Source organism: Hyphomicrobium methylovorum (assembly GCF_013626205.1).
Classification (GTDB): domain Bacteria; phylum Pseudomonadota; class Alphaproteobacteria; order Rhizobiales; family Hyphomicrobiaceae; genus Hyphomicrobium_B; species Hyphomicrobium_B methylovorum.
Genome location: NZ_QHJE01000001.1, coordinates 53,212 through 79,113, shown reverse-complemented (window position 1 = coordinate 79,113; position 25,902 = coordinate 53,212). Strand labels below are relative to the sequence as shown.

The 25,902-nt window shown below is 60.6% G+C and carries 24 protein-coding genes and 1 pseudogene; 22 read left to right on the top strand and 3 right to left on the bottom strand.

What is annotated here, in order from left to right; genetic code table 11:
- Positions 1-126: 126 nt before the first annotated feature.
- From DLM45_RS00375 to DLM45_RS00285, 19 genes are all read left to right on the top strand, one after another.
- Positions 127-588 carry a YcgN family cysteine cluster protein gene (locus tag DLM45_RS00375; protein WP_181335033.1) on the top strand — a complete coding sequence of 154 codons (462 nt, stop codon included), beginning with the start codon at positions 127-129 and terminating at the stop codon, positions 586-588.
- A gap of 29 nt (positions 589-617) precedes the next feature.
- Complete coding sequence (locus DLM45_RS00370; RefSeq protein WP_181335032.1) at positions 618-1,028, top strand: hypothetical protein; 411 nt, start codon at positions 618-620, stop codon at positions 1,026-1,028.
- 103 nt (positions 1,029-1,131) lie between these two features.
- Entirely contained in the window at positions 1,132-1,488 is a 357-nt protein-coding gene (locus DLM45_RS00365; RefSeq protein ID WP_181335031.1) for a hypothetical protein, read from the top strand.
- A 68-nt stretch (positions 1,489-1,556) separates the two neighbouring features.
- Positions 1,557-2,870: a TIGR02594 family protein gene (locus DLM45_RS00360; protein WP_181335030.1), complete on the top strand. Its 1,314-nt coding sequence runs from the start codon at positions 1,557-1,559 to the stop codon at positions 2,868-2,870.
- A gap of 91 nt (positions 2,871-2,961) precedes the next feature.
- A complete protein-coding gene (locus tag DLM45_RS00355) occupies positions 2,962-3,252 on the top strand; it encodes a hypothetical protein (protein ID WP_181335029.1) in 291 nt (96 codons plus the stop codon).
- A 74-nt stretch (positions 3,253-3,326) separates the two neighbouring features.
- The gene (locus tag DLM45_RS00350; protein WP_181335028.1) at positions 3,327-3,998 is read left to right on the top strand and encodes a response regulator; all 672 of its coding nucleotides are present in this window, start codon (positions 3,327-3,329) and stop codon (positions 3,996-3,998) included.
- Positions 3,988-5,370 (top strand): sensor histidine kinase, encoded by a 1,383-nt coding sequence (locus tag DLM45_RS00345; protein ID WP_181335027.1) that lies wholly within the window; start codon positions 3,988-3,990, stop codon positions 5,368-5,370. Before DLM45_RS00350 ends, DLM45_RS00345 begins: the two co-directional genes overlap by 11 nt.
- A 185-nt stretch (positions 5,371-5,555) precedes the next feature.
- On the top strand, positions 5,556-6,032 hold the full coding sequence (locus DLM45_RS00340) for an RT0821/Lpp0805 family surface protein (protein WP_181335026.1): 477 nt from the start codon (positions 5,556-5,558) through the stop codon (positions 6,030-6,032).
- A gap of 139 nt (positions 6,033-6,171) precedes the next feature.
- The gene (gene ccmI / locus DLM45_RS00335; protein WP_181335025.1) at positions 6,172-7,410 is read left to right on the top strand and encodes a c-type cytochrome biogenesis protein CcmI; all 1,239 of its coding nucleotides are present in this window, start codon (positions 6,172-6,174) and stop codon (positions 7,408-7,410) included.
- A 25-nt stretch (positions 7,411-7,435) separates the two neighbouring features.
- On the top strand, positions 7,436-7,903 hold the full coding sequence (gene ccmE / locus DLM45_RS00330) for a cytochrome c maturation protein CcmE (RefSeq protein WP_181335024.1): 468 nt from the start codon (positions 7,436-7,438) through the stop codon (positions 7,901-7,903).
- 25 nt (positions 7,904-7,928) lie between these two features.
- On the top strand, positions 7,929-9,908 hold the full coding sequence (locus DLM45_RS00325) for a heme lyase CcmF/NrfE family subunit (protein ID WP_181335023.1): 1,980 nt from the start codon (positions 7,929-7,931) through the stop codon (positions 9,906-9,908).
- A 5-nt stretch (positions 9,909-9,913) separates the two neighbouring features.
- Entirely contained in the window at positions 9,914-10,396 is a 483-nt protein-coding gene (locus DLM45_RS00320) for a cytochrome c-type biogenesis protein (protein WP_181335022.1), read from the top strand.
- A gap of 120 nt (positions 10,397-10,516) precedes the next feature.
- Entirely contained in the window at positions 10,517-12,103 is a 1,587-nt protein-coding gene (locus DLM45_RS00315; protein ID WP_181335021.1) for a Do family serine endopeptidase, read from the top strand.
- 118 nt (positions 12,104-12,221) lie between these two features.
- A complete protein-coding gene (locus tag DLM45_RS00310) occupies positions 12,222-12,902 on the top strand; it encodes a response regulator transcription factor (RefSeq protein ID WP_181338130.1) in 681 nt (226 codons plus the stop codon).
- Positions 12,889-14,331 carry a sensor histidine kinase gene (locus DLM45_RS00305; protein ID WP_210269767.1) on the top strand — a complete coding sequence of 481 codons (1,443 nt, stop codon included), beginning with the start codon at positions 12,889-12,891 and terminating at the stop codon, positions 14,329-14,331. Before DLM45_RS00310 ends, DLM45_RS00305 begins: the two co-directional genes overlap by 14 nt.
- A 4-nt stretch (positions 14,332-14,335) precedes the next feature.
- Positions 14,336-17,290, top strand: a complete 2,955-nt coding sequence (locus DLM45_RS00300; protein ID WP_246317083.1) for a bifunctional [glutamine synthetase] adenylyltransferase/[glutamine synthetase]-adenylyl-L-tyrosine phosphorylase — start codon at positions 14,336-14,338, stop codon at positions 17,288-17,290.
- 131 nt (positions 17,291-17,421) lie between these two features.
- Positions 17,422-18,039 carry a sigma-70 family RNA polymerase sigma factor gene (locus DLM45_RS00295; RefSeq protein ID WP_343062219.1) on the top strand — a complete coding sequence of 206 codons (618 nt, stop codon included), beginning with the start codon at positions 17,422-17,424 and terminating at the stop codon, positions 18,037-18,039.
- Between the two features lie 20 nt (positions 18,040-18,059).
- Positions 18,060-18,536, top strand: coding sequence for an anti-sigma factor (locus DLM45_RS00290; protein ID WP_181335018.1), 477 nt, complete (start codon positions 18,060-18,062; stop codon positions 18,534-18,536).
- Positions 18,533-19,066, top strand: coding sequence for a periplasmic heavy metal sensor (locus DLM45_RS00285; protein ID WP_181335017.1), 534 nt, complete (start codon positions 18,533-18,535; stop codon positions 19,064-19,066). The genes DLM45_RS00290 and DLM45_RS00285 overlap by 4 nt, the downstream gene beginning before the upstream one ends.
- Positions 19,067-19,109: 43 nt before the next feature.
- Here the strand turns inward: DLM45_RS00285 and DLM45_RS00280 are convergent, their stop codons facing one another.
- Positions 19,110-20,117 carry a sensor histidine kinase gene (locus tag DLM45_RS00280; protein WP_181335016.1) on the bottom strand — a complete coding sequence of 336 codons (1,008 nt, stop codon included), beginning with the start codon at positions 20,115-20,117 and terminating at the stop codon, positions 19,110-19,112.
- A gap of 350 nt (positions 20,118-20,467) precedes the next feature.
- Between DLM45_RS00280 and DLM45_RS00275 the strand changes: the two genes are divergently transcribed.
- Together DLM45_RS00275 and DLM45_RS00270 are read left to right on the top strand one after the other, a co-directional pair.
- A complete protein-coding gene (locus tag DLM45_RS00275) occupies positions 20,468-21,427 on the top strand; it encodes a L,D-transpeptidase (protein WP_181335015.1) in 960 nt (319 codons plus the stop codon).
- A 58-nt stretch (positions 21,428-21,485) separates the two neighbouring features.
- Positions 21,486-22,278, top strand: a pseudogene (locus tag DLM45_RS00270) (SDR family NAD(P)-dependent oxidoreductase).
- A 69-nt stretch (positions 22,279-22,347) separates the two neighbouring features.
- Here DLM45_RS00270 and DLM45_RS00265 read toward each other — a convergent pair.
- Positions 22,348-22,599, bottom strand: coding sequence for a hypothetical protein (locus tag DLM45_RS00265; RefSeq protein WP_181335014.1), 252 nt, complete (start codon positions 22,597-22,599; stop codon positions 22,348-22,350).
- Positions 22,600-22,687: 88 nt separating this feature from the next.
- A complete protein-coding gene (locus tag DLM45_RS00260; RefSeq protein ID WP_181335013.1) occupies positions 22,688-23,395 on the bottom strand; it encodes a CAP domain-containing protein in 708 nt (235 codons plus the stop codon).
- A gap of 215 nt (positions 23,396-23,610) precedes the next feature.
- Here DLM45_RS00260 and parC point away from each other — a divergent pair, with 215 nt between their 5' ends.
- Positions 23,611-25,863, top strand: coding sequence for a DNA topoisomerase IV subunit A (gene parC, locus DLM45_RS00255; protein WP_181335012.1), 2,253 nt, complete (start codon positions 23,611-23,613; stop codon positions 25,861-25,863).
- The last annotated feature ends 39 nt before the right edge of the window (positions 25,864-25,902 follow it).

Here is a 25,902-nt window from a genome sequence, read left to right as displayed (position 1 = left end):
TTTTCAGGCACAGGTCCGCGTTTTCCGGATCAGCCCGGCATAGCACGGATTTTTCGGACGTTAGCCGCTCCAAGTCGACCAAATTGTGTTGGCAGCGCCACACGCGCTGAGGATGGACAAGACGTGATGTTGGACGGCGACAGCCTTCCATTCTGGAAAAGCAAACAGCTCGACGCTATGAGCCGCACCGAATGGGAGGCACTCTGCGACGGCTGCGGACGCTGTTGCCTCGTCAAGCTCGAAGACGAGGACACGGCGCAAATCTATCTGACGAAGCTTGCCTGCAGCATGCTCGATGTCAAAACGTGCCGCTGCAAGGATTATGCGAATCGTTTCAGTAAGATGCCCGACTGTCTTGAGATCGATGTTGCACGCGCGCGCGAACTCTCGTGGCTTCCTTCCACCTGCGGCTATCGCATCGTATCGGAGGGCCGTGATCTGCCGTGGTGGCACCCGCTCGTTTCCGGAACGCCCGAAACGGTGCATCAGGCGGGCATCTCCGTCCGCAGCTTCGCGATGAGCGAACGCCGCGTGAAGGAAGAAAACTACTGGAAGTACATTATTCCGGACTTAGGTGAAGAGGCCTGACGCCGTCGGGCGGCTGAGGAATTCGGCGGATGGCTTTTGCGATCAAGGCCGAGATTCGGGATCTCAACGCGAAGACGCTGACGTTTGCTGCGGCAAAGACCATGTACGGCGGCAAGGCCATCGCCGAGGGCGATGCCATTTTTCTTTTTGCAAGCGAGAACGAGGGCGGGCAGGGGTTGATCGCGCGCGGCGTCGTGACGTCGGTGCAGGCGGTCGCCAGGAAAACCGGCGTTGCGCGTCAAACACCACGAGTCAGCATTGTCGTTCAGCGTACGGCCATCGCGAAACGGCCTCTGGGTCGGCGCGAACTCAGATCGCTGACCGATTGGAACGACGGGCAGCCTGGCACCGAACTGAATTTCAAACTCTATCGCCAGGCGACGAACAAGATCGTCGGACTCTCGGACGAGGCGAGCGCCTACCTGAGCCGTTTCTTTTGAGAACAACGCGTCTCGCGGGAGAAACTTATCCCCGCCGATCGGACTTGTACAACTGAATTGGCGCTACGGACCGGGCAACCGGGATATCGGCGACGACTCCTATGTGACGGAGCCGTTCGCGTATCGCGGTCTCGGACTGCGTCCGCTATCGCCAGCCCACATCAAAGGGGCGCGAGACGGTCGCGATCTCAAACTGTCCTGGATACGCCGCACGCGGACAAGCGGCGACAACTGGGACGTGGCTGATGTGCCGCTGGGTGAAGAACGGGAAAGCTACGAAATCGATATTCTGGACGGCAGTACCGTGAAGCGCACGCTAGCAACGTCCAGTCCGGACGCCGTGTATTCGGAAGCTGCCCAAGTTGCCGACTTTGGAAGCGTGCAGTCCTCAGTGAGCGTCGCGATCTATCAGACCAACACGATCTTCGGACGCAGCCCGCCCCGTTTTGCCGTCCTTTAGGTGCCTGTGGCCGCCATCGACGACTGACTTCGCTTGTTCCAAATCCCTAGCAGAAAGTGATGACAGACATGGACCAACCTCCGTGGCTCGCCGCCGCGTGGGCCGAATTTGGCGTGCGCGAAATTCCCGGTAGCACCGATGCGCCGGAGATCATCCGCTATTTCCGCGAGGCGGGAGATGCCGTGACCCGCAGCGAGACAACACCTTGGTGTGCAGCGTTTGCAGGCGCAATGCTGAAGCGTAGCGGGCGCTCCGGAACGGGCTCCCTGTTAGCGCGCTCATATCTCAATTGGGGGACGTCTCTAGACAGCGGACGCCTTGGCGCGGTGACGGTGTTGTCGCGCGGAAGCAATCCAGGCGCCGGGCACGTCGGCTTCCTGATCGGAGAGTCGAGCAGCAATCTCTATCTTCTCGGCGGCAATCAAAACGATGCGGTCTCAGTCGCAAAATTTGCGAGGTCGCGGCTTCTTGGATTTCGCTGGCCGAAGGATAGAGAGACGGCGAACGCCGGAAACGAAATCTTCGTCAAGGCGCTTGCGCATGTCCTCGAAATGGAGGGCGGCTATTCCAATGATCCGCAAGACCCCGGCGGCCCGACCAATCGTGGCATAACGCTGGAAGTCTACGCGGCCTTCACGGGTAAGAGGCTCGACTCCAGTTCTCGTTCAAAGCTGATTTCGGAGCTGAAGCGCATTCCAGCTTCCACCGTCGAGACGATCTACCGGCAGCGCTACTTCCGGAAAGCGTCGTGCACGGAATTCGCGGCCCCGCTGGCGCTGATGCACTTCGATACCGCTGTCAATCACGGTGTCGGCGCCGCTGCACGCATGTTGCAGACGGCGCTGCGCGTTGCCGTCGACGGCGAGATCGGACCTGAGACCATCGCCAGAGCGCGCACGCACGACCTCTTCGCACTGCTGGACGCATACGCCGAGATACGCCGTGGCCGCTATCGAGCGCTCCCGCACTTCAGTCGCTTCGGTCGAGGGTGGCTGAAGCGCGTCGACACAACACTCGCACGAGCCAAGGACTGGTCGAAAGTCGATCCTCTCAATCGTGGGCCGTTGCAGCCCGATCAAATCGCAAAAGGAGAAAGCACCATGGCCAACACGAAAACGAACGCGTCAGAACTCGATGAGGCAAGCAAATCGTGGGCCCGCTCGCGCACGATTTGGGGCACGCTGATTACGGCCGCCGCCACCGTGATCCCGGCGCTCGGTCCGGCGGTGGGGATCGTCATCCCTGCGGACGTCATCCAGGTTTTCGGCGACCAGGCCGTGACGCTGGCTCAGGCGTTAACCGCACTTTTCGGAACCATTCTCGCGATTTACGGCCGCCTCAAAGCCGACACACCGTTGGCCCTCCGCAAAGTTAAGGACTAGGAGCGCGGACGATTTTGAACGGGCCGACTGAGGTATTCATCGCCCGTTCAACGCGATATTCTTATCTGGGGGAAGTTCTGAAAGAGTGCCGATGGCAGGATCGAGGACAGCGGTTGCGATGATCGCGGCGGCAGCAGGCGCGCTGTCCGCCCCGGCGTCAGCCGCAGACTGCATGACCGATTGGGGGCTCGCCGGTCAAATCGTCCGCCGCGAGAACCTGATTACTGTCGAGGAAGTTGCGAAATCCCTGGCCGCCGATGGCGTAGGGACACTTGTGAAAATGACGCTTTGCCGGTCTGACGACGGCTATTTCTATCGTCTAGTGATCCGCGGCCCAGCGGGAGAACTCAAAACCACCATCATGACTGCAAGGGTGCGATGAGGAGTGCTGGCTGCGCTTTGTTGTTTTCTCCATTATAGGATGACGTCCAAGGGGCATCAGGGAGGCGAATTGGCGTGCGCGCGCTCGTAGTAGAAGACGATAAAGATCTGAACCGTCAGCTCGTCACAGCCCTCAGCGACGCGGGATTCGCCGTCGACAAGGCGGAGGATGGCGAGGAAGGCTATTTTCTGGGTGATACCGAACCCTACGACGTCGTTATCCTCGATATCGGCCTGCCGAAGATGGACGGCATTTCCATCCTCGAGCAATGGCGGCGAAGCGATCGCAAGATGCCGGTGATCCTGCTGACGGCACGTGATCGCTGGAGTGACAAGGTTGCGGGCATGGATGCGGGTGCTGACGATTACCTGGCCAAGCCCTTCCACATGGAGGAACTGCTGGCGCGAGTACGCGCCCAGATCCGCCGCGCGTCGGGTCACGTCAAATCCGAGATCGAATGCGGGCCTGTGCGGCTCGATACGAAGTCGGCGCGCGTCACCTGCGAAGGCCAGCCGGTGAAGCTGACCTCGCACGAGTTCCGGCTCTTGGCGTATCTGATGCACCATAACGGTCGCGTCGTGTCGCGCACGGAACTCGTGGAGCATCTCTACGATCAGGATTTCGACCGTGACTCGAACACGATCGAAGTTTTCATCGGCCGCCTTCGCAAGAAAATCCCCGGCGATGTTATCCAGACCGTGCGCGGTCTCGGTTACCGCATGAGCCACGGAGCAGATGAGGCTTAATTCGCTCGCGTTGAGGCTCTTCGCGACCGCTGCAGCATGGACGCTGCTGGCGCTGCCGCTCGCCGGCTATCTGATCTACTCGCTCTATCGCGAAGACGTACAGCTGAGCTTCGATGCGCAATTGAAGAAGCTGCTCACGCAGATCACCATCGACAGCATGAGCACGACCGGCGACATTCCGGTTCTTCCGCCGAACCTTTACGAGCCGCTTTTCGAGGTGACGCAATCGGGATGGTATTGGCAGATCCATCCGATCGATGGCGCTCCGGGCCTGCGCCTTGTCTCGCCATCGCTCGCCACAGGCATTCTGCCGTCGCCCTACGATCGCAAATTCCCAACGGACGACACGGGCACCCGCTGGATGAACGTTCCCGGCCCGACGGGCTCCACCATTCGCATCCTTGAGTTCATCGATTCACCCGGCCACGACCCCGAACACACGCGATATTCGATCATCGTCGCGGGTCCGATGGATTGGTTCGAAGAGACGATCGCGAAATTCCGCGCACGCCTCTCGAGTGCGCTGTCGCTCGTTGGCCTCGGCCTTTTGGCGGCGACGGTCTTTCAGGTCCGCTTCGGTCTTTTGCCGCTGCGCCGTATCGAACGCGGCCTCGCGAGCATCCGGTCTGGCAAGGTCGAGCGCCTGGAAGGCAAGCTGCCCGCCGAAATCGAGCCGTTGCAGACGGAATTGAACGCTCTTATCGAGTCTAATCAGGACATCATCGACCGGGCGCGCACTCAGGTCGGCAATCTGGCCCATGCATTGAAAACGCCGCTCGCCGTGATCATCAACGAGGCGCGCGACGACAGCACGAAGGCTGGCGAAAAAGTTGCGGAGCAAGCCCAGCTTATGCGGGACCAGATCGGCCACTATCTCGATCGAGCGCGCATGGCCGCCCGCGCAGGCGTGATTGGTCGGGTGACGCCGGTCGAGGAAACGGTCGAGCCGTTGATTCGCACGATCGAGCGTATCCACGCCGAGAAGGGGATCGCCATCAGCTTCACGATTGAAGACGGCGCCAAGTTTCAGGGTGAAAAGCAGGACCTCGAAGAGATGCTCGGGAATCTGCTCGACAATGCCTGCAAGTGGGGACGGAGCCGGGTCTATCTGGCGGCGTCCATCGAGCCGCAGGAAGTGGCCACGCGGCGGCGGCAGATCCGCATCTCGGTCGAAGACGATGGGCCCGGCCTTTCCGCTGAAGAACGGACGAAAATCGGCAAACGCGGACTTCGTCTCGATGAAAGCAAGCCGGGATCGGGCCTCGGATTGTCCATCGTGAACGATCTGGCGGCGTCCTATCACGGCCGCCTCGCTCTGGAGGCTTCCGGCCATGGTGGCCTGAAGGCGATTCTCTTTCTTCCGGCAGCTTGATCGCCTTTGGTGTGCGATTTGCAGGGGTGCCGAGAAGCAACAGGCCGTCTTCCGAGGGGCACAACAGCTGGATTTACAGTGGATTGCTGCCTTGTCCGCGGCACAATATCAGTCTAGCGAGGGATATCGAAAAGCGCCGAGCTGTGGCCGCAGGCGCGGGGGAAGAAGCCGAAAAGAGGTTCACCATGCGCGTGCCGCGCTTTGCAATTCCGATGATGGCAGTTGCCCTGCTTGCAGGCTGCAGCAATGGCCAGGGAGGAATTGATAACAGCAACACCGGTCTTGTGTTGGGCAGCGTCGCGGGTGGCGTCGTCGGCAACCAGATCGGCAAGGGCCGTGGCAACGTATTGGCGACCGTCGCGGGCGCTGTTGTCGGTGGTATCGTTGGCAGCGAAATCGGCCGCAAAATGGATGAGCGTGACCGTCAGCTGGCCCAGGAAGCCGAATTCGATGCGCTAGAGCGGGGCCAATCGGGCGTATCACGTCAGTGGCGCGATCCTGATTCCGGTCACTATGGCGAGGTCATTCCGAGCCGCCCTTATAAGCGCGGTGTTGCCGACTGCCGTGATTACACGCATACCGTTTATATCGATGGCCGTCCGCAGCAGATGCGTGGCACGGCTTGCCGCGAGCCCGATGGGAGATGGCACAACGTCGGATGACGCAGTGCAGCGAAGATTTGCGCTTTGCCAGAATAGATTAAGCGCCATCCGCGACAGATGAGCTACGCCGGGCGAGTTGGCTTGTTTGGCCGCGCCAGCGATCCTATTCCCTGATTTGAGGCTCAAGGATCGCGCGACGATGTTATTTTGGATTTCATTGGCCGGGCTCGTCGCTGCAGTGACGCTCGCCATTACCCGGCCGTTGATGCGCACACGCACGGTTGATGCGTTTGGAAGCGCCCGCGCCGCCGATGCCGCGGCCGATATTGCCGTCTACAAGGACCAGCTGAAAGAAATCGCGGCCGACGAGGCGCGCGGATCTCTGCTTCCCGCCGAAGCTGAAAGTGCGCGTGCCGAAATCGCCCGCCGCCTGCTACGCTCGTCGGCTCAACCGGAAACGACATCATCCGGAGACATGGGTTCTGCGACCGAACCATCGAATGCCGAAGCGTCATCCCGGTCCGGCAAGTTTGGCCTATCGCTGGCAATGCTGATCCTGCTTCCCCTCGCGAGCCTTGGTCTCTATTTGGGCCTCGGCGCACCGGGTGCTCCCGACTATCCGTTGAGCGAGCGTCTCGCGGAAGCGGTGGACGCTCAGAAGCCCAACGATCTCGTCGCCAAGGTTGAAGCGCATCTGCGCAACAACCCCAATGACGGAACGGGTTGGGACGTGTTGGCACCTGTCTATTATTCGATGGGTCGTTACGCGGATGCTGCAACGGCATACGCGAATGCAATGCGATTGATCTCTGAAACGCCTCAGCGTCTGCAGGGATTTGCGAACTCTCGTATCCGTCTTGAGAATGGCGTCATCCCGGAAGACGCACGCCGCGCGCTTGAGCGGCTTCTCGTTATCGATCCCAAGCGCCACGAAGCGCAAATCTGGCTCGCCCTTGCGAAAGAGCAGGATGGGAAGCTCGCCGAAGCGGCGGCGGACTACCGCAAACTGGTCGCGGAAGCACCAGTCGATGCGCCGTGGAAGAAGATGCTGGAAGCCCGCGTCGCGAGCCTGGAAACGCCCGGAAGCGCGCCGCAACCAGCGCCCGACGGTAAGTCGGCCGCGGGGCCGCAAACACAAACCCCTGCGCAGACGCAGCCATCCGCGCCGCAAGCTCCTGACGTTGCAGCAGTCGCCGCAATGTCTCCCGCCGAACGCGAGGCATTCGTCGGCCGCATGGTCGCTGGTCTCGCAGAGCGCCTCAAGTCCGATGGCAGCGACACGGAAGGTTGGATAAAACTCATCCGCGCGTATCAGGTTCTCGGTCGGCGAGATGATGCGGAGAAGGCGCTGGGTGAAGCCCGAGATAAACTTAAAGACGACAAGCCCGGTTTGGCTCGGGTCGAGGGCTTGGCAAAGCAACTCGGTCTTGGAGGTTAAGGGTTCTCATGATCGGGTCGGATAGATGACACGGAAAGAAAAACGCGGTCTCGTTATCGGCGGTGGCGTGGCGACACTCGCGCTGGCGCTGATCCTTGTCATGTTCGCACTGAAGGACAGCGTCGTCTTCTTTCACACGCCAAGCGATATACTCGAGAAGGGTGTCCAGGCCGGTCAGCGCATTCGCCTTGGCGGTCTCGTCGAAGCTGGCTCCGTTACCCACGAAGGCAGTACGGTAAAATTCAAGGTCACGGATACGCTGAAGGAAATCCCGGTTGTGTTCACCGGCGTTCTTCCCGATCTGTTTCGCGAAGGGCAGGGCGTGGTTGCGGAAGGCGTGCTTGACGGATCGGGCGGTTTCCAGGCCGATAGCGTTCTGGCGAAGCACGATGAAAACTACATGCCGCGCGAGGTGGCGAATTCCCTCGAAGCGCGCGGTGTAAAACTCGGATCTGGCGCGCATCCAGGTGCGCCAAAGACGGAAACTCAATAAAGATTCTCGTCGGGAGATCTATCGCGTGATCGTCGAGTTCGGACACTTCGCATTGATTCTGGCGTTGCTCGTAGCAACCGTGCAGACCGTTATTCCGGCCGCTGGCGCGCACTTCCGCGACGATCGCATGATGCGCGTGGCCGAACCGGCAGCGGTATCGCAATTCTTCCTTCTGGCAATCGCGTTCCTGGCGCTGATGCACGCCTACGTTACGTCCGATTTCTCGGTTGCAAACGTTGCCGCGAACTCGCATTCGACGAAACCGATGATCTACAAGATCGCTGGAGTCTGGGGCAATCACGAAGGCTCGATGCTGCTTTGGTGTTTGATCCTGGCGCTCTTCGGCGCCGCCGTTGCAGCCTTCGGAAACAACCTGCCGCCGACGCTGAAGGCACGCGTGCTGAGCGTGCAGGCGGCCGTCGCCGTCGCATTCCTGCTCTTCACGGTTGTGACGTCGAACCCGTTCCTACGCCTCGATCCCGCGCCATCGGATGGCGGCGGTCTCAATCCGATTTTGCAAGACCCGGCGCTCGCCTTCCACCCGCCATTTCTCTACACCGGATACGTCGGCTTCTCGATTGCCTTCTCATTCGCCATCGCCGCTCTGATGGAAGGCCGCATCGACGCAGCGTGGGCGCGTTGGGTGCGCCCATGGACACTCGCCGCTTGGATGTTTCTCACTATCGGCATCGCCATGGGATCGTGGTGGGCGTATTACGAACTCGGCTGGGGCGGCTGGTGGTTCTGGGATCCAGTTGAAAACGCGTCCTTCATGCCTTGGCTTGCGGGCACCGCACTTTTGCACTCCGCTCTCGTGATGGAAAAGCGCGAGGCGCTGAAGATCTGGACCGTATTGCTCGCGATTTTGACGTTCTCTCTCTCGCTGATGGGAACGTTCATCGTGCGCTCTGGCGTTCTGACCTCGGTCCATTCCTTCGCTGTCGATCCGGCGCGCGGAGTCTTCATCCTCGCGATCCTTATTATCTTCACCGGCGGCGGTCTTGCGCTCTTCGCTCTCCGCGCCAAGGAGATGCAGGCGGGTGGACTCTTCCAGCCGATCAGCCGCGAAGGCAGCCTCGTCTTCAACAATCTCATTCTGGTAACGAGCACGGCGACAGTTCTCGTCGGCACGCTCTATCCGATGGTGCTCGAAGGATTGACTGGCGAGAAAATCTCCGTCGGTCCTCCGTTCTTCGACATGACGTTCGGTCCGTTGATGATCCCGCTGTTGATCGCGCTACCCTTCGGTCCGATGCTGGCCTGGAAGCGCGGCGATCTTCTTGGCGTCATGCAACGCCTGACGTTCGCGGCATTGGCAGCCATCGGCGTTGCGATCGCGATTTACGCTCTCAGCCACCGTGGCCCCACGCTGGCGCCGCTCGGCATTGCGCTCGGCGTCTTCGTGATGGTTGGCGCGATCATTGATTGGGCAAACCGGATCAAAGCAGGCAAGGCGGGCATCGACGAAGTAGTGCGCCGAGCCATGAACCTCCCGCGTTCGGCATACGGCACGTTGTTCGCGCATTTCGGCGTCGGCATGATGGTCGTCGGCATTGTCGCGACGAGCGCGTATCGCGAGGAACATATTCTCGCGATGAACCCCGGCCAAACGGTCTCTGTTGGCGGCTACGATGTCACGTTCACGGGAACCGACGCAGGACGCGGCCCGAACTATCGCGAAGACTTCGCCGATTTCACCGTCTCGCGTGGAGGTCAGGAAATAACGCGCCTGCAGCCGTCGAAACGCATCTACGACGCGCCGCCTCAGCCGACCACCGAAGCAGGAATCTATGCGTCGTGGGCCGGCGATCTTTACGTCGTCATCGGTGATCGGCAGCCGAACGATAGCTTTGCCGTCCGCGCGTATTTCAACCCGCTCGTGCGCTTCATCTGGATCGGCGCCTTGATCATGTTCTTGGGTGGCGGCATATCGCTGGCGGACCGTCGTTTGCGTGTCGGCGCACCTACGCGTTCGCGCCGTCCGACACCGGTACCAGCGGAGTAATTGCGATGCTGCCCCGTTTGACACGGATGCTCGTTCTCTGCGTGATGACGGCTGCCACCGCGGCGCCGGCCTTCGCCGTGCAACCGAGCGAGATCCTGCCAGACCCGGTTCTGGAACAACGCGCACGAACGATCTCCGCGGAGTTGCGTTGCCTCGTCTGCCAGAACCAGTCCATCGACGACAGCGATGCGCCGCTCGCCGCCGACCTACGCCGCCTCGTGCGTGAACGCATCATGGCGAAGGATAGCGACACCCAAGTGCTCGACTACATCGTTGCGCGATATGGCGAGTTTGTACTTTTGCGGCCGCCGTTTTCGCTGTCGACGCTGCTGTTATGGATCAGCCCGATCCTGATCTTCGTGGCTGGCCTGACACTCGCGGCCCGCGCTGCTGCCCGCCCTCGCAGTGAACCCGCAGCAGCGCTTTCGGAAGGCGAGCGCGAGAAGCTGGCGAAAATACTCGCCGCAGACGATCCGAAGACGTCCTAATTCCGCAATTAAATTCCAGATTACCAACTGTTAACGTCGCTGACATGCGACGGTAATGCCTTCTGCATTACCTCTCACTCCAGGAGGCGTGAAACGCCGCTCAATCTGGAGATTTAAGGTATGCCGCTTCCCCAACCAAATTCGCCCAAATCCAGCACTATCCGCCCCGTCAAGGTCGTGCCTGCCATCGTGGCGCTGGCCGCCGTCGCCGCGTTCGGTTTTGGTTCGCTTGTTCCCGCTGAGCCTGTCCGCGCAGATGCGAACGCAGGGCAGACGGTGCAGACGCCGTTCGGCCAGGCGCCGATGTCCTTCGCTGATCTCGTCGACCGCGTGAAGCCGTCGGTCGTGTCCGTTTCCGTCGTCAACGATGGCGGCGCCTCGAAGGTGGCCGAAAACAGCAAGGGCGGCGATAACAAGAAGGGCCCGAACTTCGCGCTCCCCGATCTCCCCCCGGATCACCCGCTGCATGACTTCTTCAAGAACCTGCCGAAGGATTTCGGCCAGGACAACGGCGGCCGCCCGAAGATCGTTCAGGGTCAGGGATCCGGCTTCGTCATCTCGCCTGATGGCTACGTCGTGACGAACAATCACGTCATCGACGGCGCAACTAAGATCCAGGTTCAGTTCGACGGCGATGAAACGAAATACGACGCGAAGCTGATCGGCACCGATCCGCGCACCGACGTGGCGCTGCTGAAGATTGAAAGCAAGAAGACGTTCCCCGCCGTCAAACTCTCGTCGAAGGACCCGCGCGTTGGCGACTGGGCGCTTGCCGTGGGCAATCCGTTCGGCCTCGGCGGCACGGTAACGGCCGGTATCGTTTCGGCGCTCGCACGTGACATCGGCTCCGGCCCCTACGACTATCTGCAGATCGACGCGGCTGTGAACCGTGGCAACTCGGGCGGCCCGACGTTCAACCTCGAAGGCGAAGTTATCGGCGTGAACACCGCCATCTTCTCGCCGTCCGGCGGCAACGTCGGCATCGCGTTCGCGGTCCCAGCAAGGACGGTGAACGAGGTTGTCAACCAACTGAGGAACGGCGGCACGGTCAAGCGTGGCTGGCTCGGCGTCAAAATTCAGAACGTTGACGAAGATACCGCCGCAAGCATCGGCATGACCACGGCTCACGGCGCTCTCGTCAGCGAAGTGACTCCGAACGGCCCGGCAGCCGCAGCCGGCATCAAGACTCAGGACGCAATCCTGCAGGTCAATGACAGCAAGATCTCGGACAGCCGCGATCTCGCCCGCAAGATCGCAGAACTCGCTCCGGATTCGCCGGTCAACATCAAGGTATGGCGCAACAACTCTGAGACGTCCTTGAAGGTGAAGCTCGGTCTCTTCCCGAAGAACGCCGAGGCTGCGATGAGCGGCGTGCCGGACCAGGATGACAACAGCGCCCAGGAGAACAAATCGAAGCTCGAACTGAGCCAGCTCGGATTGACGTTGATGCCCGCACGCAGCGGCAGCGGTAGCGACGAGGGTGTTGCGATCGCCGAAGTCGATCCCTCATCGGCAGCGGCCGAGAAGGGCATCAAGGCAGGCGACGTTATCCTTGAAGTCTCAGGTCAGGCGGTCAACTCGCCGGAAGATGTGGCGTCGGGCATCAAGAAGGCCGAAGATATGAAGCGTACGGCCGTTCTCCTGCACATCAAGTCGTCCGACCAGAAGCGTTTCGTTGCGGTACAACTCGCATCGAAGAAGGGCTGAGGTTAACGCCGTGGCAAGTTTTGGCAGCTCCGTCGATCCAAAGACGGGGCTGCCTCGACGTCTGGCGGAGGTCCAGCTAAAGATTGAGCCCACAGTTGGCCAGGATCAGAACATCGCCATGCGCGTGCTTGTAATCGAAGACGATAGGGAGACTGCGCAGTTCCTGCAGAAATCCCTGAAGGAAAACGGCCACACGGCTGACCTTGCAGCCGATGGTGAAGAAGGCTTGGCATTCGCGACTGACGGCAGCTACGACGTTCTGATTGTCGACCGGATGCTGCCGCGTCTCGATGGACTGTCCGTCGTAAAAACACTTCGTGCGGACGGCAACCGCACACCGGCGTTGATCCTTTCCGCCTTGGGCGAGGTGGACGACCGCGTGAAGGGATTGCGCGCAGGCGGCGACGACTACCTCACGAAGCCCTACGCTTATTCCGAATTGCTGGCGCGCGTTGAAGCGCTCGGCCGCCGCACGGTTCCCGAAGAACAGCAGACACGCTACACAGTTGGAGATCTCGTTCTCGACCGGCTCTCGCATCGCGTGACGCGCGCGGGCGAACACATCCTGTTGCAGCCCCGCGAATATCGTCTGCTCGAATATCTCATGAAGCATGCCGGACAGGTCGTGACGCGCACGATGCTGCTGGAGCACGTCTGGGATTATCATTTCGATCCCCAAACGAACGTCATAGACGTGCACGTTTCGCGGTTGCGCGCGAAGATCGACAAGAGCTTCGATAAACCGCTCCTCCATACCGTTAGAGGCGCAGGATACACGATCCGTGATGGCCCGGCTTGAGCGCGTCGCCAAAGCAGCATCGACGACGGCCTTTGGACTGAGCGCAGCCGCAGTCGCTTTTTTCTTGTTGTCGGCGGCGGTCGTCGTTGGCTTTCTCTTTTGGCAAACGAACAATCTGCTGACCGGACAGGTCCTCGGCGGGCTGCAGGCCGAGGCGCGCATTCTGTCGTCGGAAATGCAAACCGGCGGACTTGCCAAGCTCAGCGAGACCGTTCGCTCGATGTCGCGAACGGACGGAACCGGCCTTTACTATCTGGCGGATCGTGCGGGCGTGAAAATCGCCGGCAACCTCAATCGCATTCCACCCGAAATCGAGAATGATCCAAGGGGAGGCGTCTTTTCCTATAAGCCCGATCTCGAGGAGGGAAGCGCCGCGCACCTCGCCGTCGCGATTCCCGTAGAACTTGGCACCGAGATGCGCCTCATCGTTGGGCGCGACATCGAAGATCAGCGCACGTTCGCGGATTCGATCCGCCGTGCGTTTCTGTGGGGCTTTGGCGTGCTCTCGCTCGTCGGCTTGCTCGGCGGCCTTGCCGTCAGCCGCTTGATCCTCAATCGCATGGATACGATTACGGCGACGAGCCGCTCGATCATGGAAGGCGACCTCACGCAGCGCATCCCGACGGGCGGCGGCGGCGAGCTCGATGCACTCGCTGCGAACTTGAACGAAATGCTCGACCGCATGGAGGGCATGATGAACGGCCTCCGCGAAGTGTCAGACAATATCGCCCACGATCTCAAAACGCCGATCAACCGGCTGCGCAACGCAGCAGAAGCGGCGCTGCGTGATCCCCGTGGCGGCGAAGCCTACCGCGAGGGTTTGGAACGCACGATTGAAAAGGCCGACGATCTCATAAAGACATTCAATGCGCTCCTGCTGATCGCTCGCCTCGAAGCGGGTCCATTGGAGGAAAGCGTCGAGACGTTTGATCTTGGACGCTTCGTTGAAGACGTTGCCGAGCTTTATGCACCCGCAGCCGAAGAGGCGGGATTTGCGCTCGCGATTGAAGAGGCGCACGGGATATTCGTGCGCGCGAACCGCCAGCTTATCGGTCAGGCCGTTGCGAACCTGATTGATAATGCGATCAAGTATTCTCGAGCTGGAGAGCCGGGCAGCACAATCACCGTAACGGTCAATCGCGTAAACGACGGCGCTGCAATCGCAGTCGCGGATCATGGCCCGGGCATAAAACCGGATGACCGTGGACGCGCGCTCAAACGGTTTGTGCGTCTGGAGGCCAGCCGCACGAAGCCTGGAACCGGCCTCGGTCTCAGCCTTGTCGCCGCGGTCGCCAGGCTGCATCACGGCGAAGTTCGTCTTGAAGATAATAACCCCGGCCTGAAAGTCGTACTGGTGCTCTCCAGTAAATGTCTGGTAACTGCGCCCAGCCCGGCCTATGACGCGGCGGATAGAATTGCGGCACAATAAGCCGATGCATGATCAAATCGAATTGAGCCTCGCTTCCCGGATCACGACGGCTCCGATCTCCGGGCCTTCGGGCCCCGGCGCCGATCGGTTGGCAACTCTCGTCGCCGAAGCAGCCGATCGTTATCCCGCGCTCTCGGAAGCAATTCGCAATCCTAACGTTTCGGCACTGCTGCGCGGCACCTTTGAAGGTTCGCTCTACCTCACAACGCTCGCAACTCGCGATCTCGCGCGGCTTGAACGCGTGCTGACGCAATCACCCGAACGTCTCTTCGCCGAGCTGAGCGACAATCTCACCGCTGCGATGGCATCCGCTCCGGATTTCGCCTCCGCCAAGCACGCGCTGCGTCTTTATAAAACCGAGGTCGCGTTACTCAGCGCGCTTGCAGATCTTGCAGACGTCTGGCCGGTGATGACGGTTACGCGCACGCTGTCGGAATGCGCCGATCTCACCGTTAAGACGTCCGTGCGGTTTCTGTTTCGCCTCGCTGCAGAGAAAGGGCTGTGGCGCCCGACCGATCCCGCCACTCCCGAACACGCATCGGGATACTTCGTGCTGGCGATGGGAAAGCTCGGCGCTTTCGAACTCAACTATTCAAGCGATATTGATCTCATGGTCTTCTTTGACCGCGACCGTTCCCGTCTCGCAGGAGACGGCGATCTCCAATCGTTCTTCGTTCGCTTGACGCGCGATCTTGTTCTTCTGCTCGAAGAGCGGACGGAAGATGGCTACGTCTTCCGTACCGATCTGCGCCTTCGTCCAGACGCAGGCGCAACGCAGATCGCGCTCTCGACAGTCGCAGCGCACGGGTATTACGAAACCGTCGGCCAGAACTGGGAGCGCGCGGCGATGATTAAAGCGCGCGCGATCGCCGGAGACATCGAGGCAGGCGAGACGTTCCTCAGTGAGCTTGCCCCGTTTGTCTGGCGTAAATATCTCGACTTCGCGGCCATTGCGGACGTTCATGCAATGAAGCGCCAGATCCACGCTCATCGCGAGATCGGCGGCATCAAGGTCCGCGGCCAGAACGTCAAGCTCGGTCGTGGCGGCATTCGCGAGATCGAATTCTTCGTCCAGACTCAGCAGTTGATCGCAGGCGGCCGGCAAACGGATCTGCGTGTACGCGCTACGTTCGATGCACTGGACGCGCTCGACCGTCGCGGTTGGGTGAAGCCGGACGTTCACACGGAACTGGCCGAAGCTTATCGCTATCTGCGCGGTATCGAACATCGGCTGCAGATGATCGCAGACGAGCAGACGCACGAAATTCCCGAGGCGACAGACGCGATCGAGGCGTTTGCCCGCTTCGCAGGCTACGCCGATGAAGCGGCACTCGCGGCCGCGCTCGTCGCGCAGCTGGAAACAGTTGAAACGCACTATGCCGGTCTATTTGAAGACGCGCCGACGCTGACGGGCGAAGCCTCTAACATGGTGTTCGCAGGTGCCACGGACGATCCGCAGACGTTGGAAGAGTTGCGCCGCATCGGATATTCCCAGCCCGCTCAGGTTCTAGCCATTGTGCGTGGCTGGCATCACGGCCGCACACCTTCCGTGCGTTCGCCGCGCGCGCGCGAACGTTTGACGGAAGTTCAGCCGCTACTGATTCAGGCGCTTGCCGATACGGTTGATCCTGACGCCGCCATCGCAGGTTTCGACCGGTTTCTGTCGAACCTGCCGTCAGGCGTGCAGCTCTTTTCGTTGCTCAAAGCGCAGCCGAGCCTGATCCGGCTAATCGCCGACATTATGGGGTCAGCGCCACGTCTCGCGCAGAGCCTCGCCAAACGTCGTCGGCTCCTCGATGCCGTGCTCGATCCGCAAGCGGTTGGAAGCCGCGTTGACGGTGACGCGATCGACGATCTACTGCGGAAGGCTTTCAACGCGGCGCGCGCGGGAAGCGAAAACGATCCGATGCAGGAAATTCTCGATACAGCGCGCGTCATCGGCAGCGAGCAGCGCTTCCTGGTTGGTGTAGGAATTTTGACGGGTAGCGTCTCGGCCGCCGAGGCGGGCGTCGCCTACGCGACAGTTGCCGAACGCCTGATCGCCAGTTTGCTGCGTGAGGTCACTCGCGAAATGGAGGACGCGCACGGCCGCGTCCCGGGTGGCAGTGCCGTGGTCGTCGGCATGGGCAAGCTCGGCGGGCGAGAACTCGCGGCGGCGTCCGATGTCGATTTGATACTTATCTATGACTTCGAAGACGGCGCCTCTCAGTCGGACGGAGAAAAGCCGCTCGCGCCATCCCACTACTACACTCGCTTGACGCAGCGCCTCATCAACGCAATCTCCGCGCATACCGCAGAAGGCGCCCTCTATGAGGTCGATATGCGTTTGCGCCCGTCCGGCCAGAAAGGCCCCGTCGCAACCCGCCTATCGAGCTTCATCAGCTATCAAGCGAATGAAGCATGGACCTGGGAGCACATGGCGTTGACGCGCGCGCGTGTCGTTGGCGGCCCTGCGTCTCTGGCTGGACGCGTGGACGATGCAATCCGCAATGTGCTCGCGACGCCGCGAGATCGCCGCTTGATCGCTGCCGACATTCACGACATGCGCCGCCGCATCGAGGCGGAAAAGGGAACGTCGGACATCTGGGATCTGAAGCAGGTGCGCGGCGGCCTTGTCGATATCGAATTCATCGTGCAGCATCTGCAACTTATTCATGCCGCCGAACATCCCGCAATACTCGATCAGAACACGCTTGCGGCATTGGCGGCGGCGGCATCCGAAGGAATAATTTCAACCGAGGACCACCAGCGCCTCGCGACAGCCGGGCAACTGCTGCACGATCTGACGCAGATCCTGCGCCTGACGCTCGCTGGCTCATTTGATCCGGCGTCGGCGCCGAAAGGCCTGAAATTGCTGCTGACTCGCGCCTCCGGCGACGCGACGTTCGCCGAGCTCGAGACAAGGTTAAAGGCTGCTCAGGCCACCATTCTCGAAGCTTTCGACCGCCTTATAGTCTAGCGGCGCTTTCACGCGACGGATGTGAGCGTCTCGACCGTTCTTCTGAGTGACGGTTGAGATGGAGAATGAACGTGGCGCGGCATGGCGGAGCAACAGCCAGGTACGCAACAGAGAATTTGTCGAGGGGACACGTGGCGGCGATCAGGACGGACGGAAGCCCGGCCATACCGCGCCCGGCAGCAGAGAACCGGGCAGACGAAGCCGCGCTCGTGGCCGAAACCGGCTCCGGAGACGCGCGCGCGTTCGGGATGCTGATGGAGCGCCATCTTGCCGGCATCGTCGGCATCGCACGGCGCATGCTCCGCGATGACGCGGAGGCGGAAGACGTCGCGCAGGAGACGTTCCTGCGGCTCTGGCGGTCAGGGGCGACGCTTGAGATCGGCCCGGCGGGTGTGCGCCCGTGGTTGCGCCGCGTCGTTTCGAATTTGTGCCTGGACCGTGTGCGCGGTCAGGGCCGCGTGAAAGTGGTTGATGAATTGCCAGAGGTGCCGGAGGCCCCGAAGCAGTTGGCAGGAATAGAAAGTCGTGAAGTGCAGCAGCGCGTGGGCGTCGCGATTGAGCGGCTTCCGGAACGCCAGAGATTGGCGCTGACGCTGTTTCACTTCGAAGGTCTGAGCCAGATTGAGATTGGCCAGATCCTCGGCGTGTCGGACGAAGCGATTGAATCGCTTCTCAGCCGCGCACGGCGCCAGATGAAAGCGGAATTGAAATTGGAGTGGGAATCGCTGCGCAAAGATGGTGGTTCCTGAATGCGGGAGTGGATAGGACGATGACAGACAATCGACGGCCCATCGGCCTTGATAAATTGGAGGCGGCGCTCGACACCTACGGCGCCGACCGGACCCGCTGGCCCGCGCCCCTGCGTCACGAGCTTTCGGGACTGATTGCGACGAGCGAACCGGCGCAGAAGCTGCTGCAGGATGCGGAGCTTTTCGATCGCCTGCTCGATAGCGCGCCTCAGTACGATATGAACCGCATCGACGGGCTGAAGAGCCGTATCGTGATGGCTGCGGAGCGCCAGCCGCGGATCGTTTCGTCAGCGAACGTCGTTGCCCCATCGCGCACGCCGCGGCGCCATCATGGATTTGTTGCAACGGCGCTGGCAGCGTCGTTGGTACTGGGTGTGCTTGCCGGTCAGTCGGGCATGGTGAATTCGTTGGTGGGCGATCAGGCGGCCGCGAACGGCACCCGTCAGATCGCGCAAGTCGATGATACCGATATCTTGCTGGATGAGGATCTCCTGTGACACTGGACGTCGAGATGCCGGCTCCGCGCCGGTCGCGCTTCCTCTATCCGGGCTTCATCGCCTCGCTCGCGATCAACCTGCTGTTTGTCGGCGGCATCGCAACAGCGGCGTGGCACCATCATATGGGTTCCAAAACGGATGAGTATGGCCTGATGAGCTTCTCCCGCGACTTGAAGCCTGAGCACCGCGATGCGTTTCGCGCTCGTGTTCTTGCAACGCGCGCGGAGGTAAAGGATCTGCGGAGCAACTTGCGCCAGAAGTGGCTGGAAGCAAACGCGCTGCTGACGAGCGAGCCCTTCGACAAGGACAAGTACAAGACGGCCCTGTCTGAGCTTCGTGACGCCGAAAGCCAGTATCGGAATGTGCTGAACAATTCGCTTGCGGAAATGGCGGCGGGCCTCTCGTTAGAGGAACGCAAGTCCCTTCAGGCGTGGCGCGATAAGCGTCGGCCCAAGTTCCTACGCCATGCCGATCCGCAGAATGAAGCTGGTTCGCAGAAGCCTGCAGAGAGCTCCGCTCCGGCGCCGTAAATCCTCACGGTGAGCGCCAGCGCTAACGACGCGCGCTGGCCGATCAAGCGCCGAGGTGACGGAACAAATCGTTCTGCGTCGCGGCGAGGAACTCAATTTTCCAGATTCGGTCGCGCCCTTCTGTAGCGTCAGACGTCAACCGTGCGCCACAGAGGTCGCAAAGCGTGCGAGCAAGAATGAGAGCGAAACCGTCTTCGGGCGGCGGCGTAATCGCGTCGCGAGCGCTGAGCGCAATCGTCAGCGTAACTCCACCGGACGCTTCGACCGCACGGATACGAAGCACAGCGCCTGATGATGCGTTGCGCCCGGCTTCAGCCAGCAGATTGACAACGGCCTGACGCAGAGCCTGCGCATCTCCGCAAACCGCTGTGGCTGCGTCGATCGCACAATCAATCGAGATGGATCGTGAGGCGAGGTCGAAGTCTGCAGACGAGCACGCTTCGCCGACCACGGTCTGAAGAAAACTGGTGCGTTGCGTGGCAGAGCGATCAGCCGACGTAAGAACTGCGGTGATTGCCAGAGCATCTTCGGCGGACTTCAGAAGCATCCGGCCGCTGGAATGAATATCGCGTGCATAGTCGCCATAGCAGTTCGAACCGAGCGGCCCGAAGACCTCTTTCGTCATCAGTTCAGAAAAGCCGAGCACGGCGTTGAGCGGCGTTCTGAGTTCATGGCTCATATGGGCTGTTAGTTTGGCCCACTGCGCACGATCAAATTGGGTGCTGCCTGAAGCTGGACGCTGCAGCTCCGCGAAACGGGCTTGATAGGCCTCAACGGAGCGCGGAGCAGAATCGCTGCCGCTCGCAGATGGAACCAGGATCAGTGCCGCCAGCCCGGCGCCAGCTACGAACATCATAGTCGCGACCGACTGCGAATCGAAATTCAGAACCGCGGTGCCACCCAGAGTGGCGAGCGCCGACAAAAGCAAAATAAAACTGCGCTGCGGCTCGCGTCCGACAGCATGCCCCGTTCTGGCCAGAAATCCGCTCTTCCCCAAGAGCGCCGTACCGGCAAGAGTCCTCCGCTGAGGAACGGACGAGGTCCGAGCCATCTTGTGCATTCCCTGTCGATTTATCTAAGTGTTACTTGCGGTTTACACCGCGTCCCCACCACCGATTCGACAATCTCCGATTTGCGACTCACCTGTCGAGGGAGAAAAAATCAGCATCGAATCAATTTTCGAAAAATGTTCAAACGGCGGCAATCCCGACACGGCCGCGCCTGCGGGCTTACTGTGCTGACTGGAAACGGGGAGGCCAATCGGCCGATTCCTTATGCCGCAGCCCGCGCTTTGTGAGGTTCGCCACGGCTTGGCCGCCATCTTGCGCGAGACACAGACGGAACGAAGAACTCCATTCGTTGTTGGTTTGAGTGTTCAATGGTTTGTGTCCGCGGGGTGCCATGAAATTTGCGTTTGCTGCTGTCGGCGTTTTGTGCGCGTGGGCTTTGGCACCTTCGGTTGCTTCCGCTCAAGGCTGGGACAACTGGTCATCGCGGCGAGCGCCCTCGTCCTACGACGCTCCATATCGCGATGACGACGCCTATGACGACGACCGCTACTTCGAGCGATATGATCGCCGCACAGAGCGCGGCAGTTCTATCGACGACAGCGATCTGCGCTACGATCCTCGCTACAATGGCGGACCGGCCTATGGCTCCCGGCGCACGACACGCGTTCCCAGCTACGCGCCACGCTATCGCGATGACGATGACGCGTGGGACGCTGCATTGCCGCCAGCAGAAGAAGCGCGGCGAAATCAGAATCCCGGCGCCAGCGGCGGCAACAAGCCCTACATTCGCGCGGTCGCTCCACCGATCGTTTCCTTCAGCGGCAATTATCCGACGGGATCAATCGTCATCGATACCAGCGGTCGCAAGCTCTATTACGTGCTGAATTCCTCGTCCGCTTATGCGTACTCGATCGGCGTCGGCCGGCAGGGCTTCTCCTGGACGGGTAAGGAAAAGGTTTCTCGCGTCGCCGATTGGCCGGATTGGTATCCGCCAGCCGATATGCGCAAGCGCCGCCCCGATCTGCCCGAGCGCATGCGCGGAGGCATCCGCAATCCGCTTGGCGCGAAAGCCATTTACCTCGGCAACACGCTGTACCGCATCCACGGCACGAACGAGCCGAAGTCGATCGGACGGGCGGAATCGTCCGGCTGCTTCCGCATGATGAACGAGAATGTTCTGCATCTGGCGTCGCTGGTGCGCGTCGGCACAGAGGTGACGATCGTTCGCTCCCTCAGCGGAAAGGTGGCGTCGGCGAAGACATCCAAGGCGAAAACGCAGAACCGCTCTTTCGCCCCGAGACAGCCCGCACGCGATTATGATTACGATCCCTATCAAGACGACTGGCGTTAAGCGGCTATAGGCGCTTAGCTAACGGCGACCTCTGGCAGCAAAAGGGGACGCTTCGTCCATGAACATCGATTTGACGGGCAAAACCGCCCTGGTGACGGGATCGACCGGCGGCATCGGTCTCGCAATTGCCAAAGGCCTCGCGGCATCCGGCGCCGATGTGATCGTCAATGGCCGCAAGACAGAAACAGTGAACCGAGCGATTGCAGCCGTTCGCGAGCATGCCGGCAAAGCGAAAATTTCAGGCATCGCCGCTGACGTCGACCAGCGCCGGTTGCGATGAGATTGCGAACGCTTCAACCGCGGTCGACATTCTGATCAACAACGCGGGCATCTTCGAGCCGAAGGCCTTCTTCAATACTTCCGACGCAGATTGGACGCGCTTCTTCGAAACAAACGTCATGTCCGGCGTGCGCTTGTCCCGCGCGCTGATGCCCGGCATGCTGGAGCGAAACTGGGGACGCATTGTTTTCATTGCGTCGGAGTCGGCGTTGAACATTCCGCCGGAAATGATCCACTACGGCTTCACGAAAACTGCGCAACTCGCAATCAGCCGCGGCCTCGCGGAATTGACCGCGGGAACCAACGTCACTGTCAACTCCGTGCTGCCAGGACCGACACGCTCCGACGGAGTCGAAACGTTTCTTGCGGCGATGGCGAAGGAAGCCAATACGACGCCGGATGAGATGGCGGCGACATTCGTCAAGGACCATCGTCCGTCCTCGCTCATTCAGCGCTTCGCCAGCGTTGAAGAGGTCGCCAACATGGTGGTTTACGTTTCGTCGAAAGAAGCATCGGCCACCAACGGAGCGGCGCTGCGTGTAGAAGGCGGCATCATTCGCTCGATTGGCTGACAAAAAAGCCGCCCGTCAAAAACGGGCGGCAATCGTGAAGGGGAGAGCGTAGGAGGAATAGGGAAAAAGCTATTTTGACGGCTGCTTCGGAACCTGTATCTTGACGCCGGGAGCGTCGACACTTGTCCCGCTGCTATTCTTTTCAATGTGCGCGAACGGAGCATCGACGGTCGTTTCGCCCGTCGCCTTGTTCGTCTCGATACGAACGCCCGGACTATCGACCAGAACTTCGGTCTGCGACTGCTGATACGCCCACACACCGCCCACAACGAGCACAATCGCCAGAATGGCGAGTGCCAGAACACTTGTGCGACGTTCCATTTAGATGACCTCGTAGGCTATTGCGTTCGGTCCTAAACGCGCCAGCTACCCAAACGTTCCCAAAATAGCTTGCGGCGAAGATGCGTATTCAGCGCACATTTTCTCGCGCCGTTACATCCATGCGGATCCCGTTCGTCCCGGTTTTGAGTGTGTAGAGCTTTCCGTCTTGGGCGCGTACACGCGCAATTTCCGATGGCCCGGAAAACAGGCCGCCGCCGCTCGCTGAAAACACGATGTCTCCCGGTGAGCAGGATTCGTGCACGACTGACGTGTGCGGTTTGAGATCGTGTGTCTTGCCGGCGAACGAATACTGCACCTCGGACTTCGCAGTGTTCGAGATTTGAAACGCCAACGACGCGGAGGAGGGGCGGCCGAAAAGCTGGACGGAAATGTATTTCCCTTTCGCGCCGGGAGCCTTCGCAACCCCCGCGCCAATCTCGGTCGCGTTCGTCATCAGAATGTTGGCCCGATGTCCGGGCGAATTGATCCAACCGTTCATCGCTTGCGACGCCAGATCTTCCGCGCGAAATCCTCGGCTGTCCTGATTCATGGCGAGGTTTTCGCCGATGGCGCAGTAGCGATAGCCCGCGCTCTCGGCACGCTCACCCGGCTGCCGTCCGTCAGCAGTATGCGAAAACAGTCCGCTGCGCGCGAGCTTGTCCGCATAACTGCGCGCAGCCTTCGTCAGGATCGCGTTGACCTTGACCGCCTCCAGCTTGTGTTCGGCGCGCACTTTGTTCGTCATTTCGACAATGCGCTGCTCGACGGTCGGCAGATCAGGCGCCAAGGCAGCCATTGGGACGCTCTCCTCATAAGGCATCAACGCCGGAGATATGGAGGATGAGAGGGCGGAAAACAAACGCCTCCGGGACACGGGTTAGGGGAAATACGGCCAAGCTGTGTCGGCTGTGCATCGGTCGCAGGTGCGTCGGCGTGGCGCGTGCCTGAATGCACCGGCAGTGGCATGACCCCAGACTTGAGGGGCCCGGCCCCGCGCTGTAGGGATGCGCTATGACGACCAAACCGATTCTGCCGGGCGATGGCCCGATCGTGCCCGTTGAGCTTCGCACGGCTCTCGAAGAGCGGTATCTCGCGTACGCGCTATCCACCATTATGCACCGCGCGCTGCCGGACGTGCGCGATGGCCTGAAGCCGGTCCACCGCCGCATCCTCTACGCGATGCGCGAACTGCGCCTCAATCCGGAAAGCGGTTACATCAAGTGCGCCAAGATCGTCGGCGACGTGATGGGTGACTATCATCCCCATGGCAACCAGGCGATCTACGACGCGCTGGCGCGTCTCGCGCAGGACTTTGCCGTACGCTATCCGCTCGTCGACGGTCAGGGCAACTTCGGCAACATCGACGGCGATAATCCGGCGGCCGAACGCTATACTGAAGCGCGCATGACCGAGATCGCGGCGGCGATTCTCGAAGGCATCGACGAAGACACGGTGGACTTCCGCCCGAACTACGACGGCCGCGTCGAAGAGCCGATCGTACTTCCGGCAGCATTCCCGAACCTCCTTGCCAACGGATCGTCCGGCATTGCGGTCGGCATGGCGACGAACATTCCGCCACACAACGTCGATGAGCTGTGCGCAGCGCTGCTGCACCTCATCAAGCACCCGAACGCGACGATCGAAAAGCTCGTGGAAATGGTGCCTGGCCCTGATTTCCCGACAGGCGGCGTCATCGTGGAATCGGCCGAGTCGATGCTCGAAGCGTATAAGACGGGCCGCGGTGGATTCCGTGTGCGCGCGCGCTGGGACAAGGAAGATACAAATCGCGGCGGCTATCAGATCGTCGTCACCGAAATTCCGTACGGTGTGCAGAAGGCAAAGCTCGTCGAAAAACTCGCCGAATTGATGGGCGAGAAGAAGCTGCCGCTGCTGGGCGATGTGCGCGACGAAAGCGCCGAAGAAATACGCCTCGTTCTCGAGCCCAAGAGCCGCACCGTCAATCCAATGGTGCTGATGGAAAGCCTGTTCCGTTCCTCCGAACTTGAGGTGCGGATCGGTCTCAACATGAACGTCCTCTCGGCCGGACAAATTCCGAATGTGCTGTCGCTGCGCGACGTGCTTTCGCAATGGCTCACGCATCGCATCGAAGTGCTTGTCCGCCGGTCGACATTCCGCCTGAAGAAAATCGAGCATCGCCTCGAAGTTCTCGACGGCTACCTGATTGCATACCTCAACATCGATGAGGTTATTCGGATCATCCGCCGCGAGGACGATCCGAAGGCCAAACTGATCGCCAAATTCAAGCTGACCGAAGTGCAGGCCGAGGCCATCCTGAACCTCCGCCTCCGCTCGTTATCGAAGCTTGAAGAAGTCGAGATCAAAGCGGAACACGACAAGCTCTCAAAGGAGCGCCGAGACCTCAAGCAACTGCTGAAGTCGGAAGACTTGCAGTGGGAGCGTGTTTCCGAGGAAGTGAAGGCAACGCGCGAGCGCTTCTCGAAGAAGACAGCGCTCGGCCGCCGCCGCTCGTCATTCGCAGATGCCCCGGAGATCGATGCCGATCTCGCTGCCGCAATGGTCGAGAAGGAGCCGATCACGATCATCCTCTCGGAAAAGGGATGGGTACGCGCGCTCAAGGGCCATCAGGACGATCTCTCGAAGCTCGACTTCAAGCAGGGCGACGGCCTCAAGCGTGCGCTTAAGGCAACGACGGCCGACAAGATTGTGCTGCTCGCGACCAACGGAAAATTCTTCACGCTCGACGCTGGGGCATTGCCGGGCGGCAGGGGACACGGCGAACCCGTTCGCCTGATGATCGACCTCGAAGAAAATCACGACATCGCCGAGGTCTTCGTACACGATCCCTCGCGCAAACTTCTCGTTGCCTCCACGGGCGGCCATGGATTCGTCGTGCCTGAGGAAGAGGTCATTGCCTCGACCAAGAAGGGTAAGCAGATCCTGAACGTGTCGGAGCCTGATGAAGCCCGTCTCTGCGTTCCGGCCGACGGCGATTGCGTGGCCATCATCGGTGAAAATCGCAAGCTGCTGGTCTTCAAGCTCGATGAAGTCAACGAGATGACCCGCGGCAAGGGCGTCATCCTCCAGCGCTTCAAAGACGGCGGCTTGTCCGACATTCGCGTCTTCAAGAAATCGCAGGGTCTATCCTGGCACGACAGCGCCGGCCGCGAATTCACGCTCTCCTGGAGCGAACTGAAAGAATGGGTGGGTGAGCGCGCGCAGACCGGACGTGTTGCGCCGAAGGGTTTCCCACGCTCCAATCAGTTCGGGCCGCGATTTAGCTGAGAAGTGTTGATCGCCCGCGCTTGTCCAAGTGGTGTCGTA

What these genes read in the sequence shown, in the direction of transcription:
- DLM45_RS00375 (WP_181335033.1), top strand. Translation starts at nt 127, where the DNA reads ATGTTGGACGGCGACAGCCTTCCATTCTGGAAAAGCAAACAGCTCGAC.
- DLM45_RS00370 (WP_181335032.1), top strand. Translation starts at nt 618, where the DNA reads ATGGCTTTTGCGATCAAGGCCGAGATTCGGGATCTCAACGCGAAGACG.
- DLM45_RS00360 (WP_181335030.1), top strand. Translation starts at nt 1,557, where the DNA reads ATGGACCAACCTCCGTGGCTCGCCGCCGCGTGGGCCGAATTTGGCGTG.
- DLM45_RS00355 (WP_181335029.1), top strand. Translation starts at nt 2,962, where the DNA reads ATGGCAGGATCGAGGACAGCGGTTGCGATGATCGCGGCGGCAGCAGGC.
- DLM45_RS00345 (WP_181335027.1), top strand. Translation starts at nt 3,988, where the DNA reads ATGAGGCTTAATTCGCTCGCGTTGAGGCTCTTCGCGACCGCTGCAGCA.
- DLM45_RS00340 (WP_181335026.1), top strand. Translation starts at nt 5,556, where the DNA reads ATGCGCGTGCCGCGCTTTGCAATTCCGATGATGGCAGTTGCCCTGCTT.
- ccmI (WP_181335025.1), top strand. Translation starts at nt 6,172, where the DNA reads ATGTTATTTTGGATTTCATTGGCCGGGCTCGTCGCTGCAGTGACGCTC.
- ccmE (WP_181335024.1), top strand. Translation starts at nt 7,436, where the DNA reads ATGACACGGAAAGAAAAACGCGGTCTCGTTATCGGCGGTGGCGTGGCG.
- DLM45_RS00320 (WP_181335022.1), top strand. Translation starts at nt 9,914, where the DNA reads ATGCTGCCCCGTTTGACACGGATGCTCGTTCTCTGCGTGATGACGGCT.
- DLM45_RS00315 (WP_181335021.1), top strand. Translation starts at nt 10,517, where the DNA reads ATGCCGCTTCCCCAACCAAATTCGCCCAAATCCAGCACTATCCGCCCC.
- DLM45_RS00310 (WP_181338130.1), top strand. Translation starts at nt 12,222, where the DNA reads ATGCGCGTGCTTGTAATCGAAGACGATAGGGAGACTGCGCAGTTCCTG.
- DLM45_RS00305 (WP_210269767.1), top strand. Translation starts at nt 12,889, where the DNA reads ATGGCCCGGCTTGAGCGCGTCGCCAAAGCAGCATCGACGACGGCCTTT.
- DLM45_RS00300 (WP_246317083.1), top strand. Translation starts at nt 14,336, where the DNA reads ATGCATGATCAAATCGAATTGAGCCTCGCTTCCCGGATCACGACGGCT.
- DLM45_RS00290 (WP_181335018.1), top strand. Translation starts at nt 18,060, where the DNA reads ATGACAGACAATCGACGGCCCATCGGCCTTGATAAATTGGAGGCGGCG.
- DLM45_RS00280 (WP_181335016.1), bottom strand. Translation starts at nt 20,117, where the DNA reads ATGGCTCGGACCTCGTCCGTTCCTCAGCGGAGGACTCTTGCCGGTACG.
- DLM45_RS00275 (WP_181335015.1), top strand. Translation starts at nt 20,468, where the DNA reads ATGAAATTTGCGTTTGCTGCTGTCGGCGTTTTGTGCGCGTGGGCTTTG.
- DLM45_RS00265 (WP_181335014.1), bottom strand. Translation starts at nt 22,599, where the DNA reads ATGGAACGTCGCACAAGTGTTCTGGCACTCGCCATTCTGGCGATTGTG.
- DLM45_RS00260 (WP_181335013.1), bottom strand. Translation starts at nt 23,395, where the DNA reads ATGGCTGCCTTGGCGCCTGATCTGCCGACCGTCGAGCAGCGCATTGTC.
- parC (WP_181335012.1), top strand. Translation starts at nt 23,611, where the DNA reads ATGACGACCAAACCGATTCTGCCGGGCGATGGCCCGATCGTGCCCGTT.